Genomic DNA, 18,386 nt, shown 5'->3' with positions numbered 1-18,386 from the left:
GCACTACGTCTGACGCACCGAGTGCCCGACTGGTTCCAGACTCGCGCCCCCACACGTCACGACGCCGCGGCACCTTCGCCTTCGACGCTGCCTGCTGCACCACTCAAATTGTCAGAAACGTCTGTGGCGGAACCTTCCTGATCCAGCCGAGCATCGGACTCGGACGCGGAGTCACTCGACGCCTCATCCGTCGACCCGCCGTCGGACGAATCCGTCAAGGTGGGGTCTGATGCCGGTGCGCCTGAGGAGATCGTGTCGGCAGGCTCGGGCGGCGGCGATGCCGAATCAGCAGGCGATGAACTGGGCTCGATAGGCGCAGAAATGGGCTCAGGCCCCGACGCACTGGCCTCGTTAGGCGCGGAGGTGGGCTCGGTAGGCGAATCAGCGGGTTCGGTCTTCGCAACCGTAGGCTCAGCCTGCGCAACCGTCGGTGCGCTCGGCGCCGCACTGGCCTCGCTCGGCGCGACAGTCGACACCTTCGACGTCGAAACCTTCTGCACCGCAGGCGTATCGACCACGTCTCCAGCATCAGACGAGGCCGAGGCCCCAACCACCGTATCCGTCGGCACCTCATACTTCTTCAACGCGTCCTGCACCATCCCGGCCTCGGTGGCGGCGTTCGCGTTCCAGTGTGTCCAGGTGTGGGCGCCGTTGGTGTAGTTGAACTCGACCGGTAGGCCGAACACCAGGGCGACGCCGTTGAGGATCACGGTCGATGCGAACGACAGGGTCTCCAGCCCACTGCCGAAGATCACTTCGCCGATGCCGCCGAGACCCATGAGTTCGTCGAGTTCGGCCTGTCCGGTGAGGATGCCGGTGCCGGCGGAGATGATGATGGTCTGGTCGTTGTTCTTGGATTCGATGATGTGGCGGGTGACGTCGTTGGCGGCCCACTGGTTTCCGGGCGAAAAGGGGTTGCCCCACATGCCGTCCAGGCCGTTGGCGATTCCTTCGCGGGTACTGAGGATGTACGGGATCAGCACATAGCCGAGGACGCTGTCGGTCTGGTAGTACCGGAGATCGAGTGCGCGACCTTGAACACCTCGGGATACTTCAACGCGATGTTCACCGCCTGTCCGCCGCTCATCGACAGTCCGACGATGGCGTTGCCGGTTTCGTCGACGGAGAAGTTGTTGTTCAGATAGGCGGGCAATTCTTCGCCGATGAAGGTTTCCCACTGCGGGTCGTACTCCCCGCCACTGGCATTGGTCAGCGTGTTGCCATCGGCATCGACGGGCAGGTCCTCCCAGTTGGACGACCACGCCTTCGAACTGCCCTGTACCTCCACCAGGGTGTACTGGGTGCTGTACTGCGACATGAGGCTGCCGGCCTCGCCGTCTCCGCCGACGCCGCCGAGGAAGTAGACGGCTTGCTCTTGCTGTCCCGCTTGTTGACTCGACGGCCGCACCTTGACGGTGACGTTGGACTGCATGGATTCCGACCACACCGTGCAGGTCTGGATGTTCTGCGCCTTCTCGGCGGCGTTCGAATACGAGCATCCGCTGCGCATCGTCGTCGGATCGACTGCCGCAGCGGTCCCCGCACCGAACAGCAGTGCCGCACTCACCACCGCGGCCGTGGCCGCCAGCGTATGCCGTCGCCGCAGCGCGGGATTCACGACGCCCCGCAGACGGGAACGTCGACGTTCACCGTCGGATCGTCCACCAGCGGCTGGATCGGCACGTCGGGTTTCCCGGCCACTGTCGGTTCATCCATCGTCAGTTTCACGGTCACCGACTTTCCGGGCGGGATACGCACCATCGTCGACACATACGGCCTGCCGTGCAGCGTCTCTTCCACGTACATGGGGCTCTTGCCGTCCACCGAGATCTCCTTGATGACCGCCCCTTGGGTGGTGAGCATCTCCACGTTCGACAGGTTGGTTCCGCGTGGCATGTCCAGCCGCGTGCCGTTCGGCGCGATGACGTAGTCCGGCAACGACAGATCGTCGAGCGTGTTGGTGAGTTTCACGGTGACCGTGCTCTCCCGGGTGTCGCCGCTGCAGCTGCCGGCCTGGTAGCTGATGTCGCGGCGCAGGTAGTAGTCGAGTTTGTTGCCGCCGGCGTTGCCGATCGCCACCTGCAGATAGGGCGCTGTGGTGTCGGAGATCTGGTGTCCGAGATTGGTTGTCTGCAAGACGCGTTCCTCCGCCGGGTGCGTGCTGTAGATCATGATGCGGCGCTCCTGCACACCGTGACCGAGTGCTTCGAGGATGGCGCCGGTATCGCCCTTTGATGTGCTGAGCTGGTCGACGACGGCCTTGGCGATGGATTGAAGGTACGCCTTGCGGGCATCGTTGTCGCCGCGGAACCGCACATACGACGTGGACAGGGTGATGGGGACGACGTTGTCGGCGGTGATCTTGTCCCCGTTGGGCAGCGTCACCGGCCCGGTCACCTTGAGTACGTAGCTCAACGCGATCGGATCGAGTGCCATCGCACCGTCGAGCCGTTGCCCGGTCTGCTTCTTCCAGTTGGCGATCCAGATCTGCGCGGCATCCGGGAAATGCGCGCTGAGGTTGCCGTTCCGGAAGTCGGTGTAGGGGCGGTACGGCGAGTAGATCGCGTCATAGTCGGGGCCGAGATCCACCTGTGGACGGGCCGGGTCCTGGAAGGTGGAGTTGGCGCCCAGGGTGGGCACGGTGACGTGGCCGGTGCGGGCGTTGAGGATGGCGAATCCGCCGACGAGACCGCCGGTTCCGCGGGATTCCGACGGTGTCTGGAACGCCAGGAAGTAGTTGCGTGGCCCGGTGCCGCCGAGCATCGACGGGACCAGTTGCGCCGCAACGTTGGTGCCGTTCAAGGTGGCGGCGGCCTCGTCGACCTGGTCGGACAGTTGGGCCTGCGCGTCGGCGACGGTGCCCAGCCAGCTCGGATCGATGTGATCAACCCGGTCGCTGATCTCCGACGACTTCGCCGCGACCTCGGCCAACTGCGTCTGCGCCCTCCGCAGTGGCATCGTGTTGATCGAGTCGCCGGAGCGCAGCTCGGACGGGTTGAGCGCCGAAGCCAGCTGTGCGGTGGGCACCAGCACGTCGGTCGCCAGATCGGACACCGCAGAACTCATCTGCTGCACCGATTCCAGCGGTGAGCCCAGCCACGGAATCGACGATGCCGCCGACCACACGATGCCATGCGACCAGTCGTCGGCACTGTGCGCGTTGTCGGCGGCCGCGTTCGCCGCCATCGCGGCGGCCTCCTGGTTCCCGTCGAGGGCCAGGGTCCGGGCGCGCGACGCCTCGCTCCGCGCCGATTCCAGGTCGCCCTTGACCTTCCACGCCGAGAACGCCAGCCATGCCAGCAATGCCGCGATGATCACGACCAGTACCGCACCGATCTGGACGGCGCGATTGCTCAGCGCTCGACGGATCATGGTTTCTCCCCCGTGTTGTCGGCCACCGACGCGCCGACGAGCCAGTCCGCGATGGCCGCGACCTTCGGCTCGATCTCGGCGAACACCCGCTCGAACTCCTCTTTCGGCTGACCCATCGGGTCGAGGATGTCCAGGTGCGGCGAGTTGGTGTCGATGCGTGAGCGGGTCGCGATGATCTCGTCGAGTGTTCCGCCGGTGGCCAGCTCAGCGAATTCGGTGACGGTGAACATCCGCTTCCACCGCACCGGCAGCATCTGCTGGGCGGCGGCTCGGTGGTCGCGGGTCATGCAGAGCACCAGGTCGGCGTCCTTGAGCATCGGCGGCCGCAGGTAGCGGGATTCGAATCCGGCCGCGTCGTAACCGTGTTCGACGAGCACCTCGATCGACAGCGGATGCATGCCGTGCCCGTTCATCGCGCCCACACCCGCACTCGTCGACGCCACGGTCACCCCCGACCGATCCGTCATACCCTGCAGCACCCGTTCACCGATGGGTGAGCGGCAGATGTTGCCGGTGCAGATGAACAGGACCGACGACACAGCGTCGACCGGTGCGCTCATGACTCCTCCTCGAGTACTCGCGCGATTGCGTGCAGGATCGCAGGTTCGCCCAGGTCGGCGTGAACGGCGTCGACGCGCATCACCTCGACGTTCCCGCCGACCGCCCGACCCCACGCGTCCGGATCGTCGTTGTCGGCGGCGGCGACGTAGAGAACCGTCCCCGCCGATACCGGCTGCAGATCGTAGGTGCGGGCGGCCTGCGCCATGATCGCGGTCCGTTCGTCGAAGCGCTGCACCGCCTCCGGGTCACGACGCTGCGCCGCCTCCCGCAGAGGATGGACGGCCCGCAGCTCGTCGTCCGAAACCTCGGCCAGCTCGGCTGGGGTGCGCGGATCGAGCAGCACCAGCTGCGTGACCTCGTCACCGGCGTCGACGAGCTGGCGTGCGATCTCATGCGCGATCACCCCACCGAGCGACCACCCGACCAGCCGGTACGGCCCACTCTGTTGTTCGGCCCGCAGCGCGGCCACATGCAGTGCCGCCAACTCCGGCAACGACACCGGCATCTCGCGCGTGGCGTCGATGAGTTCCGGGAGTTGCAGTCCCAGCACCGATATCGTGAGGGTGTCGGCGAGTGGCCGGAACTGTTCGACGATGCCGGCCGCGGTGTGCACGCACCACACGGGTGAGCCCTGGTCACTGCCACGCGACGACAGACGCACCACCCGATCGTCGGCAACACGGTCCGGCGCCTCGATCAGCGCCGCGATCTCCGCCGGCGTCGGATGGGCGAACAATTCCGGCCCGGACACCGTCTGCTCGGTCCGACGCTGCAGCGCATCACGCAGGGTGAGTAGCGCCAGGGAGTTGCCGCCGGCGGCGAAGAAGTCGTCTTCCATGCCGACGTCGACGCCGAGCACCTCGGCGAACGCGTCGACCACCGCCTGCTCGGTCGCCGTGGTGGGTGTCCGCCGGGAGGACGACCATTCGGGTTCGGGTAGCCGCTTCTCGTCGAGTTTCCCGGCGCCGGTCAGCGGCAGCTCGGGTACTTGGATGATCCGGCTGGGCACCATGTGTCGGGGCAGCACGGCACGGCACGCGGTGGCGAGGGTGTCGGTCGATATCTCGGCCGCCACGACGTAGGAGACCAGCGCCGGCCCGACGGGTCCGTCGCGCAGGATGGTCGCGGCGCGCTGTGCACCCGCGCCCACCAGGACGGCGTCGATCTCGGCCGGTTCGACGCGTTGGCCACGAATCTTCATCTGCCGGTCGGCGCGCCCGAGGTAGACGAGTTCGGCGGTCGCGACGTCCCAGCGCACCAGGTCGCCGGTTCGGTACCACCGTTGCCCGTCGGGACCTGCGACGAAGCTCGCCGCCGTGAGAACCGGATCGCCGAGATAGCCGCGCGCCACTCCGGTCCCGGTGACATACAGTTCGCCGACCACGCCCGGCGGCACGGGACGCAGATACCGGTCCAGGACCTGCACGCCGATGCCGGGGCGTGGTCGCCCGATCCGCACCGGTCCATGAGGCTGGTAGACGCTGGTCGACACGGTCACCGTGGTCTCGGTGGGTCCGTAGATGTTCCTGACCTGCGCGTGGCGCGCCCAGGTGTCGGCGAGGTCAGCGGTCAGCGCCTCCCCACCGATGTACACCATTCGTAGCGAGGCGATTTCGGGTGCGGCCAGGGTGCGCATCACCGACGGGGTGGCGGTGAACACGGTCACCCGCTGCTCGCGCAGGAAGTCGGTGAGGTCGCGGCCACCGGCGATGTCGGCGGGAACCACCACGAGGGTGGCGCCGGTCGCCAGCGGCAGCAGCATGTCGTGGAAGGTCGCGTCGAAGCCCGGGCTGATGGCCATGGCCACCCGGTCGTCGTCGACCACGTCACCCAGTGACGCCACCCGATACACACCGCGGTGCGACACACCCACCACGTTCGGTACGCCGGTGGTGCCCGACGTGGTGATCACGTACGCCAACGCATCCGGAGATACGCGCGTGACCGGCTCCGGCGCAACATCTTCCGTCGGCTGACCGGGAATGTCATTGGCATCGATGACCGTAGCGCCGGTCACTGCGATCACCTGATCCAGCCGCGCCCGCGGATAGGTGACGTCGACCGGCACGCACACCGCCCCGATCCGGCTAACCGCCCACAGCCCGATCACCGATTCGATGGACCGCGGCACCGCGACCGCAACCACGTTCCCGGCCACGATCCCCCGCTGCCGCAACGCCCGAGCCGTCACAGAGACCCAGTCGTCGAACTGCCGATACGTCAGCTGCCGCCGCCCGTCATCCAGCGCCACCCGCTCCGGATACCGTGCCACCGCGGCGGCCAGCAAATCCCCCAACAACGGCGGCCCGGCAATCTCGGCGCCTTCCGCTGGTCGAGTAGCCGACACCCCCTCCGCCGGTCGAGTAGCCGACACCCCCTCCGCTGGTCGAGTAGCCGACTCCCCCTCCGCTGGTCGAGTAGCCGACCCCCCTTCCGCTGGTCGAGTAGCCGACGAACGTAGTGAGGAGGCGTATCGAGACCACGCACGCCGAATCCGCCCACGCGTCGACCGGTGGTCTCGATACGCTCCCTCGCCTAGCGGCTCGGAAGCTACTCGACCATCGGGAGTCGGCCGCCCATTCGCTGGTCGAGTAGCGGTCGAGCCGCCCCCATTCGCTGGTCGAGTAGCGGTCGAGCCGCTAGGCGAGACCGCGTATCGAGACCACTGGTCCACCCCGACCTCACCAACCACAGCATTCCCGGCGACAAACCCCCGCTCCTCAACCGTCAACAAATCAACCCCGGCAACCAAGCGTCCGGCGTCCGAAACCACCCCCGACACACCATCGACCATTCGCCGACCCAGCACCCCAATCCCGTCCTCGTCGAACAGATCCCGCGCATACGTCAACCGCAGCCGCCACAACCCGTCAACCAGCAAGGCCTCGACATGCAGATCGAACTCGCTCCGAGCCTCGAGCACGCCGCCATCCTGCGGCGCCACCAGACCACCCCCGACGGAGAACGCCACCTGCACCAACGGATGCACGCCCGTCTCGCGCGGCGGATCGACCAGCGCCACCACATCGTCGAATGCCACCGAGGCATGATCGATGGCCGCCAGGTCCGCGTCTCGCACCGACTCGATCAGCTCGCCGACGCTGCGGCCACCACCGATCCGTGTCCGCAACACGACCGTCGAGACCAACATGCCAACCGTCCGAGCGCTGTCGGCATCCCGTCGCATCGACACCGGCGTGGCCACGGCGACGTCATCGGTACCGGCCTGAACGGCAAGCGCCATCGCCACACCGGCGTGCAAAACGTGGAAGTCACTGGCCTTGGCACGCTGCGCAGCGGCCGCCACCCGCTGCGTTACGTCCTCATCGAGATCGAATTCGGCCACCGCCGTGCGCAGATCACGCGCCGCAGGCCGATCCGGCACCAGGTCGAGCAGCCCACTGTATCCGTCGAGCGCCTCCGCCCAGAACCCCAGATGCTCGGTCCGCGACTGCTCCTCATCGATCGCCATCCGACGCGCGACGACATCGAATCCCACAGCCGCCGAATCCAGCTCACCACCGGCCAACACCGCACCGAGTTCGTCACCAACGATCGACGCCGACTCCCCGTCAAGCACGATGTGGTGACCGACGATCACCACCGCCGCCGGATCGGAGTCGGACGTCAGCACCCACGCGCGCACCGGTGGTGCGGCCTCGAGGTCGAACGGCGCGGCAAACTCGTCAAGACGTTGCGCAGCCTCGTCGACGGTCATCTGTCCGATCTCCGGCCGCCAGTCCGCCAACACCCGCTGCCGCGGCCCGTCCGCCGCCGACAGGAACAGTGTCCGCAACGCCGAATGCCGTTCAACCACAGCATGTACTGCGCCAGTCACCTGGTCGACACCAAGGCCTCCAGGTACCGGCACCACCACAGGCACCGCATAAATCGGCACCTCCCCAAGCAGATGCGCGGTAGTCCACATCCGCCGCTGCGTCGACGCAAGTGGGGCCCCGTCCGGAGTGCCCGCGCCAGAGCGGTCGTCCCCACCGCCCCCTGAGGAGCCCGCGAGGAACGAGCGCGCGTCACGAAGGGCCCCACCCCCACGAACCCCCTCATCCCGAAGCCCCGCAACCACAGCCGCCAACTCCGGCGCACTCGGATTCTCGAACAGCAGCCGCGTCGGCACCCGCACCCCGAGCTCACGCCCCAGCGTCGACGTCACCCGCGTCGCCGACAACGACGTCCCACCAATGGCGAAGAAGTCATCCCCCACGCCGACGGTCGTCTCCGGCACTCCGAGTACCTCGGCCATCACCGCGGCCACCTGCCCGGTCAACGCCTCATCGTCCCGCGCCGCCGGCACTTCCGTCACCGCGGCACGGCCCGAAGCCTCAGCTGGCGCATCAAGCCTCGGGAACGACACCTCCACGTCCCCAGCAGCAGCCGCAAACACGGTCACGAAGTCGCCGAGCAGAGCTTCCGCCACATCTCTGGGGATGTACCCGGAGTGCACCACCGTGACCGCGATGCCGTTCTGGTCTTCGGCGAGGACCACTTCGATGTCGAACTTGGCGTCGACGGTGGCGATGCGATCGACCACCGCGGCCCGCCACGCGTCGCCGCCATCACCGCCAGTCAGGATCTCGTCGGAGATCGTCGGCAGCACATCCTCGTTCACCAGTAGCACCGAGATGAGCGGGTCGAAGCCGTCGTGGGCGTTGGGGCGTACGGCGCGGGCGACCGCGTCGTAGGGCACCTCGGCATGGTCGGCGGCGGTGAGCGCGACGTCACGGGCCTGTTCGACGACGGCCCGCATCGGGTCGTCGGCGCCGACCCGGGTACGCAGGGCGACGGTGTTGACGAACATGCCGACCACCGATTCCCATTCGGGTGCACTACGACCGTGGACCGGCACACCGACCACCGCATCCCAGCGCCCGGTCCACTGCCCCACCACAGCCGCCAACGCCGCGTGCGCGACGTGGACCACCGTGGCCGACAGACGCTCCGCCGTCTGCCGCAGCTCCTGCGCTGTGGTGCCGTCGACCCGTTGGCTGATGCGGCCGGGCGCGCCGGCGGTGTCACGTCGGCCGGGGATACGGATCGGTTCGCCGGCACCGTCGAGTGTGGTGAGCCAGTGGCCGAGTTCGCGGCTGTAGCGGCTGGCGGGGTCGTCGGGCCCGCCGAGGCGGCGCATCTCCCACTGGGTGAAGTCGGCGTAGGTCAACGCCTGATCCGACGGCAGGCTGTCGCCGCCGAACGCGCGCAGCAGATCGTGCAGGAGGATGCGCATCGACCATCCGTCGATCGCGATGTGGTGCAGCGCGGCCACAAAGTACCGTTCAGCGACGGCATCTGATGACTCGTCGCTGACGTCGAAGACGGCGGCCCGGAACCCGGGTTCGTGTTCGAGATCGAACGGTGTGGAGAGGAACACGTCGATGGCGGGTCCGACCGCTCCGGCGTCGACGCGTTCGTAGCCCAGGACCGGGCCGTCTCGGTCGACGATCCGCTGCACCGGCCCGGCCGGGCTGTCCGGGTAGGCGGTGCGCAGCACGGCATGGGTGTCGACGACGGCATCGACGGCCTGGCGCAGCTGGGCGACGTCGATGTCGCCGTCGATGCGGATCACCACCGGCACGTGGTACGCGGTCGACGTCGGGTCGTAGTGGTGGTGAATCCACATGCCACGCTGCGGATGGGCCAGCGGCAGATGGCCGGGGATCGGCAACGACTCGGGTACCGGACCGGGTGCGGTGCTGCGCAGTTCGTCGACGCGCTCGGCGACGGCCCGCACCGACCGCGCCTCGAACAGCACCCGCACCGGCACCTCGACACCCAACGCCCCTGACAGCCGTGCGGTGACCCGCGTCGCTGACAGCGACGTGCCGCCGGCCGAAAAGAAGTCCGAGTCCGCGGTCAGCTGAGCGACCGGGATCTCGAGAACGTCAGCCCATACCTCGGCGATGACCTCTTCGGTCGCCCCCGACAGTGCCGCACCGACGGACAGCGCGCCAGCACCCATGTCGGGTTCCGGGAGCCGCGCCGTGTCGACCTTGCCGTTCGGTCCGATCGGCAGTGCGTCGACGGAGATGATCGTGGCGGGAACGATGCTGCGCGGCAAAACATGCGACAGTTCGGCGCGCAGCGCGTCGGGACGGAGGTCGGTGTCGGGTTCGGCGACCACCCACGACACCAGCACCTTCTCGCCACTGGTGTTGGTGCGCACCGCGGTCACCGACGTCGCCACCTCGGGCAGTTGCGACAGGGCCGCGTCGATTTCGGCGGGTTCGAGGCGGATGCCGCGGATCTTGACCTGGTCATCGGTCCGGCCGTGGATGACGAGTGTGCCGTCGGGCCGGCGATGCACCAGGTCGCCGGTGCGGTACATGCGCCGTCCGGAGCCGGCGGGGTCGGCGATGAATGCTGCGGCGGTGAGGGCCGGAGCGTCGAGATAGCCTCGCGCCAGGCAGCTTCCCGCGACGTACAGCTCCCCGACCGTGTGCACGGGCACCGGCCGCAGCTTGCTGTCGAGGACGTGGGCGGTGACCCCGGCCAGGGTGGTGCCGATCGGGACCGCCCCATCGGCGCCATGCGTGAGTCGTGCGCTACTGACCATGGTGCCGATCGGGACCGCCCCATCGGCGCCATGCGTGAGTCGTGCGCTACTGACCGCGACGGTGGCCTCGGTGGGCCCGTATTCGTTGCTCATGGTGACCGAGGGTGTCCAGTCACGGACCAGGCCGGCGCCCAGCGGTTCGCCACCGACGGCCACATGCCGCACGCTCGGCAGGTCGTCGGGTCGTAGGGTCGCGAGCACGGATGGCGTGGTGAGCAGCACGCTGACGTTGTGGTCGGTGATCACGTCGCGGAGTTCGTCGGCGGCGATGACGTCGGGCGGGCAGATGACGATGCTCGCTCCAACGATCCGCGGCACCACCAGTCCCATCAGCTGCGCATCGAACCCTGGCGCGTACGTGTGTAACACACGGTCGGCGTCGGTGAGCTGCAGGCGTGCGACGGTGTCCCGGGCCCAGCCGGCGAGGCCACGGTGGGTGACCACCACACCCTTCGGTGTCCCGGTGGTGCCGGAGGTGAACGTCACGTACGCGGCGTCGTCGACACGGAGCGGACGCACCCGTTCGGACACGTCGAACGGAGCGGCAGAACCGGATTCGATCCCATCGACCGCGATGACAGGAATCGCCGCATCGACGTACGGCACCGTCTCGTCGGCCAACGTCAGTACTGCGCGTGGTCGAGCCCGACCGATGATGGTGCGTCGCCGCTCCACCGGATCACGCGGATCGACATTGACGAACGCGGCTCCCGCCCGCGCCACCGCCAGAGTCGCCACCACATTCCACACCGATCGCGGAAGATGCTGCACCACAACATCCCCCGGCCCGATGCCGTGACCGGTGAGTTCCCGAGCCAGAAACGCCGACCGCCTGTCGAGCTCGGCATTGGTCATCGCACCGTCACCGACGACAGCCATCGCCTCCGGGCGCTCGGCCAGCCCCGTGGTCACGAGGTCGCCGAGTGTCTCCACCGCCGGCGCCGAAGCCGCCACAGACGTCTCCCCGGCCAGCAGTTCGGCAGTCGGGCGATCAACGTTCCCGACCGCCCGTTCCAGCGTCGCCACCACGAGTTGGCACAACGCATCCAGCCGCTCCGCGCCGGCCACCGCGTCGGTACAGCTCATAGTCAGGTGCAGCCGCCCCTGCACCTGATACATCGACACATCAATCCCAAACAGCGGCACGTCTGTGCCCCGCTGGTCTCCGCCCACCACCCGCTGGTCGAGTAGCCTCCGAGCCGCTAGGCGAGACTGCGTATCGAGACCACCACCACCACGAAACCCAGCAACCTCAACCACCTCCCCCGGCACCATCCCCAACGACACCTCGAACAACGAATTACCGGCCAACCCGCGCCCCGGGTCCGCGATCTCCGCAATCTCCGTCAACGGCAGATCCGCATTCGCAAACGCACCGAGGTCAACCTCGGTCACCCGCGACAGCAACTCGCCAAAGGGCAGTTCGAGGTCGATAGCCGTGTGCAACGGCACCGCCCGAGCAAACAGCCCGGGAACCGACGCCAACCGCGCATCCAGCCGCCCCGACACCGCGGTGCCGATGGTCACTGTCGATGAATCACTCTGCCTGGCGAGGACCGCTGCCAACGAGGTGTGTACAGCAATGAACGCCGTACTGTGTCGCTCCACCGCCAGCTCATCCAACGCAGCGGTGACGGATTCTCCGAGCTCACCGTGCGCGGTATGCACCGACAGCGCAGCCTTCGCACTGTCGGCCCCGCCCCGCAGGTTGATCTCCGGCAGCCGCAGCGGCTGCACCGGTTCGGCGAATGCCGCCGACCAGTGCGCCACCAGCTCATTTCGTCGGGCCTGCACCATCTCGTCGCGCCACAGCGAGTACTGGCGGTAATCGACCCGCTCATGATCGACAACGGGTGTCCCGGCAAGTTCGGCTGTCAGTTCGTCCCGCAGGATCGGCACCGATTCGCCGTCGAGGGCGATGTGATGGACCACGACGAGAAGCCATGTCTCGCCTTCACGTTCGACGATCCGCAGTCGCCAGGGCAGCGACTCGGCCAGATCGATGGGCGCCACCATCGCGTCGGTGTCTGCCGCGAGTTCACGCTCCAGATGCCCTTCGAGTTCGGCGTCACTCCAACGTCGCTGGTAGGGCGATCCGTCGTGGACGGGGAAGCTGGTGCGCAACGCGTCGTGGCGTGCGACGATCGCCGACACCGCCCGCCGTGCTTCCTCGGGGTCCGCCGGTACCGGGATCGCGAGGTTCATCAGGTAGCCGGTGAAGTCGGGTTCGGTGCGCCACCGCAGCCAGAGGTCCATCTGCTCGGGTGTCAACGGGAGGCGCTCCGGTTCGTCGCGGCGTTCGGCGACCGATGGCACGGCTTCCCCCGTGCTCCCCCCGCTCGCGCCGGCAATGACACAGGCCAGACCTTCAATGGTCGGATGGTCGAACACGTCTGCGACGCCGACGCTCTGGCCTTCCGCGACGAGCGCGGCGGCAAGCCGCGCCGCTGACAGCGACGTACCACCGGCCGCGAAGAAGTTGGTCACGGGCACCATCCGGGTTGTCTCGTCAACGCCGATCACCGCCCGCATCGCCGCCGCGACAATCTCTTCCACCTCGGTTAGCGGCCGTGATGGCTCAGCTGCCTCATCGAGATCTGCGAGCAGTTTGTCTCGGTCCAGCTTGCCGTTCGGAGTCATCGGCCAGCCTTCGACCACCTGCACTCGCGACGGCACTGCATAGCTGGGTAGTCGCGCCGCGCAGGCCTCGAGCATGACAGATTCGTTCAGTGCCTTGACGTCGTCCCAGTCGGCCAGTCCATCTTCCGTGACGAAAGCGACGATCCGCTCATCGCCGGCCGCCCGGCCAGGGGCCACCAACACCCTGACCGTTCCGACACCGGGTACTGATCGCAGGACTGTGCTGATCTCACCGAGTTCGATGCGGTGACCACGAAGCTGCACCTGGTCGTCGTCGCGGCCCAGGTACGCGAGACGGCCAGGTGTCACTTCACGCACCCGATCACCGGTCCGATACATGCGCGTGCCCGACCCATACGGGTCGGCGACGAATCGCGTGGCCGTCAGCGCAGTCGCATTGAGGTATCCCATCGAAACCTGGTCGCCGGCGACGTACAGCTCACCGAGGCCACCCATCGGCACGGGACGTAGTCGCGAGTCCAAAATCACCCATTCGACACCGTCCAGTGGGGTACCGATTACGCTGCGTTCGTCGTCAAGGTCGATGTCGCAGGCAGTTAAATGCACGGTGGTCTCGGTGATCCCGTACATGTTGATCAGTCGAAGATCTGCAGCGCTTTGCTGCCCAGAATCCTCTCGATCCGCAGGCTGCGAGAAACTAACGTCTCCACCGGCCCCCCGGGCCACGGGATCCGAGTAGTGCGACTCCGCGGCAACCTCGCCATCCCGGATGTGTGAGGCGCCCACGCTGGACGCCTCCCCCTGATCCCTGAGGTGCGAGGAGCGCAAGCGACGAGCCACGAAGGGCCGCAACGAAGCCGGACTCAACGCCTCGCCACCGAAAACCACCGTTCGCACGCTGGGCAAAACACTGTCGACAACCGCCGGATCGGTAAGCGCCGCAAACGCCGTCGGCGTCTGCGACAGGATTGTGACACCGTGGCGATTAAGAGTCTCTGCCAGCAACTGCGGATCACGCACTCTGTCACGGTTGACTGCAACGACTGAGCCGCCGGACGCCAACGCTCCAAGGATCTCCCAAACCGAGAAGTCAAAGGTAGCCGAGTGTACCCAGCTCCACACGTCGTCAACGCCGGGGCCGACGGCATCGAAAGCTGCCCCAAGCATCGCCGCGACGTTGCCGCGAGTGACCACGGCGCCCTTGGGCGCCCCTGTCGATCCGGACGTGTGGATCACATACGCGCCGCCCGGGATCGGTAAAGCGACCCCTAGTCCGGGACCTGCTGCCGTCCGTAGGCCGGCACCCACCAGCGTCGCTGGCTGAGTCGAGTCCATCAGAAGGTCGATGCGTACCTGGGGATCGTCGGGGTCGACCGGCACGTAGACCGCGTCAGCCATCAACGCCGCGATCATCGCGATCACGAAGTCCGTGCCGCGCTGCATCATTAGTGCAACACGTTGACCAGGGCTCACCCCGAGGTTCCTCAACCGGCACGCGAGGTCCCAGGCTCGGGCGGCGAGCTGCCGGTAGGTGAGTCGATCTTCTCCTGCGATCACCGCGGTGGCGTGCGGATTCTCACCCGCATGCCGCAACAGGGCGTCGATGGGATCGATCACGGGCGCGACGCGAGGCAAACGCACGGGCGAGAAAGTTTTTGGTGCACAAGTGGCTACCCGCTCACGGCCGTCCACCTGCGCGAGTGCGGCGACAGTGGAGACAAACCGCTCGAGAATGCGTTCGGCCGCGGAGACGTCGACGTGGTGCTCTGCGACAGTGAGGGTCACGGCGAGCCCTTCGGGCGAGTCAAAGATTCCGAACTCCAGCGACGTCCGCGCCCGGAAGGTCGGCAGCGTTTCGCCCCGGTCGATTATGCCTGACACGGCTAGGTCAGGCTGCGCGGCGTGGTACGAGATGATCACCTCCGACAGACCGGCTGGCGCAGACGCCGCGTGGGTCACTGCACTGCGCACGGACGCGCCGACTTGCGACAACGCATCGGCGACGGTTAGTCCACGTATCCCCCTCGTGCGCAACGGGACCATACGCACATACATCCCGACTCCATGGAGTTCTACGCTGGTCTTCCTCCCAGCCACAGGCATTGACAGCACGAGATCTTCTATGTCGGCATAGTCGCTCAGCGTCACTGAGAGCGCCAAGCAAAGCAGTGAGTTGAGAGTAGTGTCAGCGGTTCGTGCTCGCTCTGCCGCTGCGTCGCGAGTGCCGACGTCGACTGCTCGACGCAAGTAGACGGCCGGTCCGCAGGTCAGTCCGGTGGTGCCCGTCTTCGCTGGCGGCGGCAGCGAGATCTGCATCGGCGCGCCCCGCAAGCTGCGGATCCAATGGAGCTTGGCTGCCGGAGATTCCGACTCGCCCGGGGTCGCGCCGGTGGCACTGGACCCGATCGCGTCGGCCTCCCACCTCGGTGCATGCCCCGCCCTTCGCGCCTTCACCGCACGCGAGAAATCCTCGAGCACAATGGGTAGCGACCACTCGTCAATGGCAATATGGTGCGCAACCATAAGGACGTCGACAGTATCGCCGGAATCGACTACTGCGCGCCATGGTAAGGCCACGGTGAGGTCGAAAGGGGTGGACACAGCTCGTTCGATGCCCGCCGCGTCAATGGTGGCGTGGGTGATGGGTACGGCAGCGGTCGCGTCGGCGATGCTCCGCACGACCGCCACCGGTTCGCCACCCGCATCGGGGTACACAGTTCGCAAGGATTCATGGCGCGCAATAACATCGATGAGCGCCGCCCGCACCGTGTCTGCGGTAATGCCTTCAGCCAGCGAGAAATGCAGGGGCAGGTGGTAGACAATGTCGTCATGCACCACCGTCGAATTGCGAACTTCACCATACGCCCCACCCGTCCGGTAACGCGGGTGGTGAATCACGGCATCTCCACCGCCAGTGAAGGAGCGTGCTTCTTCACCTGTCCCGACACCTGAAGAACGAGCTTGTGAGCGCTTCGAAGCGTCCTGCGCAGCGCGATTGAGCAACCAGATCTCCTGTTGAACATGGTTGGGCCGGTAGCTCAAAGATCCGCCGGTACCGTCGTCCTTTGGCTGCGCCTTCTCAATAACCGCAGCGAGGTCCCGCAACGTGATGACATCGCTAAGTTCTCGCACTCCGACAATGACCTTGAGCGTCGCGCCGAGATGCGCGGCTAGCTGCATGAACGCCATCGAGTTAGCACCGAGTTGGACTAACTCGTCGTCCATCGAACACCGGTACACACCCATGGTTTGCGCTACGGCGGCGGCGACCGCATGCTCAATCGGTGTCTGCGGGTCGATGTTCCGGGGCGTTGGTTGCGAGCCGGCGGTCAATGCTGACGAGATCGCCGCCCGGTCGACGCTGCCTTTCTCGGTCTTCGGAAGGTCTTCGAGAACAACGACTTTATCTAGCCAGATAAGCTGCGGGACAAGGGCGTTTACCCGGCGTCGAACTGCCCCTCGCACCCGCATTGGATCCTCATCGCCGTCAAGGACGACGCCGATTCCAAGCCCCGTCGGAGTAACGACCGCCGAGACAGCGGCGACTCCATCGACCTGCGCCGCTGCCCGCTCGAGTTCGCCAAGATCGACGCGAATCCCATCGACGGTAGCCTGGTCAACGAGGCGATGGTCCACAACGATCGCGCCCGTCGCGGGATCGATGTGCCCCTGATCCCCCGTAGGTACCCCTTCGAGGTAGACCTCGCCTGTAACCGCGGGCGGTAGCCGATGCTTCCTCTGATCGAGTACGACCCCGACTCCGTTCGTATGGCTCGTCCAGTCGACCGAATACGTACCGCTAGCACGAGAAGCATCGAGGCCCTCGAGATCGCCGCCGCCAACTTCAGAAGGAGCGAACCTGAGATCTCCAACCAACCGCTCCGACTCTGCCAGCAACGCGCCCGAAAAGGTCTCCAGCATCCCGAGAAACTGACGATGGTGCTCCACCACCTCAGCCTCGTCATACCGATTCGGATTCGCCTCGAATCCGACCATTAAAGAATCAGAACCTGTATTCGCCGGCAGCGGATAGATGTTAATCGCGAGGTCATCGGCCAGCCCAACAGTTAAGACGTGGAATGTAGCTGTGGCGTCCCCGCAGAGCATCTCGCGGTCGAACAACATGAGGTTTAACATCGGCCCTGAGCGTTCTTGTGCTCCAGTGCGTGGTGTTCGGCCGCTCAACTCGTCTGCAGCAACATCGGCCCAGATGTCCTCGCCGCGGTATCGCTGGTGTCGAAGCGCACCCATGATCGCCGAATGGGTGGTCTCCAGCGCGGACGCCACTGTCACCTCAGGTGTGACATGTGTGCGCAGCGGAACGGTGTTAGCAACAGGCAATGGAGTCGAACGGAGTTCCGCGGTCGTACGTGCCGCGACCGGGAACTGGAAAATCACCTCATCTCCGTCGGATACGCGACTTAGGTACGCGCCAAGCGCGGCTGTAAGAAGCGATGGCAGAATCATCGAATGGTGTTCGGCGGCGCGACTCAACAGTTCCATCGTTGCGTCGGGGATCGGTGCGGCAACTCTCCGGCCGATTGCCGCCGGTTTGCCCTCACGGTGGGCCAGCGTCTTGCCGATGCCGACGCCCGCCATGGTGTTTCGCCAGTACTCGCGGTCGGCGACGAACCGGGTAGACGCCCGATACTTTGCGTCCGCACGTGCCGGCAAATCGAAGTCAACCGGCTTTTGCTCTGGCAGCGGGAAACCTTTCACGCTGGCGGTGTAGGCCGCCAGCGCCTCGACCATGCGTCCCTTCCCGCCCACCCCATCCGAAAGCAAGTGGTGCCCACGGTTGTACAGAAGAAAATTGTCGTCCGCGAGTCGAAACAGACATCCGCGCGCCGTACGATCGACGCGAGGGTCGAGTGCACGCGAATAGTCCTCGCGCATCAACTCTTCTGCCTTGCTGCGCGGATCCACCTCGCCGCGAAGGTCAATGACATCTGGCCAATAATGCAATGCGGGATCGTAGATCCCGACCAGTCCGTCGTCTGTATCCTCAAACCTGACCTGCGTAAACTTCGCCAATCGGACCGCTTCGCTCGTATGATAAACGAATTCGTCCACGTCGATCGGTCCATCAATCTCGACATACTGCGCCGTAGTGATCGGCACGTCTGGTATAGCGCGCTGGATGGTCCAGAGAGAGTGTTGAGCTGCACTAAGCCGGAAGCGGACCAACGCCTTCGTCTCCGTCACGGAATCCCCTTTTCGGACCTCGTCACCTCAGGCCGGAAGGATGCAATCCGAACCATAAGAAAAACACGTTTCCGAACGACGC

5 protein-coding genes are annotated in these 18,386 nt (G+C 66.2%); all 5 read right to left on the bottom strand.

The features are described 5' to 3' along the window. Window positions 1-56: 56 nt before the first annotated feature. The 5 genes from AC4AMJ_RS02680 to AC4AMJ_RS02660 are packed head-to-tail and all read right to left on the bottom strand — an operon-like array spanning window position 57 to window position 18,304. Window positions 57-983 (bottom strand): hypothetical protein, encoded by a 927-nt coding sequence (locus tag AC4AMJ_RS02680; RefSeq protein ID WP_489917148.1) that lies wholly within the window; start codon window positions 981-983, stop codon window positions 57-59. Beyond that, entirely contained in the window at window positions 977-1,618 is a 642-nt protein-coding gene (locus AC4AMJ_RS02675; RefSeq protein ID WP_489917146.1) for an alpha/beta hydrolase-fold protein, read from the bottom strand. Before AC4AMJ_RS02675 ends, AC4AMJ_RS02680 begins: the two co-directional genes overlap by 7 nt. Continuing rightward, entirely contained in the window at window positions 1,615-3,372 is a 1,758-nt protein-coding gene (locus AC4AMJ_RS02670; protein ID WP_489917144.1) for a DUF4012 domain-containing protein, read from the bottom strand. The genes AC4AMJ_RS02675 and AC4AMJ_RS02670 overlap by 4 nt, the downstream gene beginning before the upstream one ends. Beyond that, complete coding sequence (locus AC4AMJ_RS02665) at window positions 3,369-3,932, bottom strand: arsenate reductase/protein-tyrosine-phosphatase family protein (protein WP_489917142.1); 564 nt, start codon at window positions 3,930-3,932, stop codon at window positions 3,369-3,371. The genes AC4AMJ_RS02670 and AC4AMJ_RS02665 overlap by 4 nt, the downstream gene beginning before the upstream one ends. After that, window positions 3,929-18,304, bottom strand: coding sequence for an amino acid adenylation domain-containing protein (locus AC4AMJ_RS02660; RefSeq protein ID WP_489917140.1), 14,376 nt, complete (start codon window positions 18,302-18,304; stop codon window positions 3,929-3,931). Before AC4AMJ_RS02660 ends, AC4AMJ_RS02665 begins: the two co-directional genes overlap by 4 nt. Window positions 18,305-18,386 lie beyond the last annotated feature (82 nt).

Source organism: Gordonia sp. LMA484, assembly GCF_058129505.1.
The sequence above is the reverse complement of the archived record's forward strand: the minus strand, read 5'-3'. Positions and strand labels throughout refer to the sequence as shown.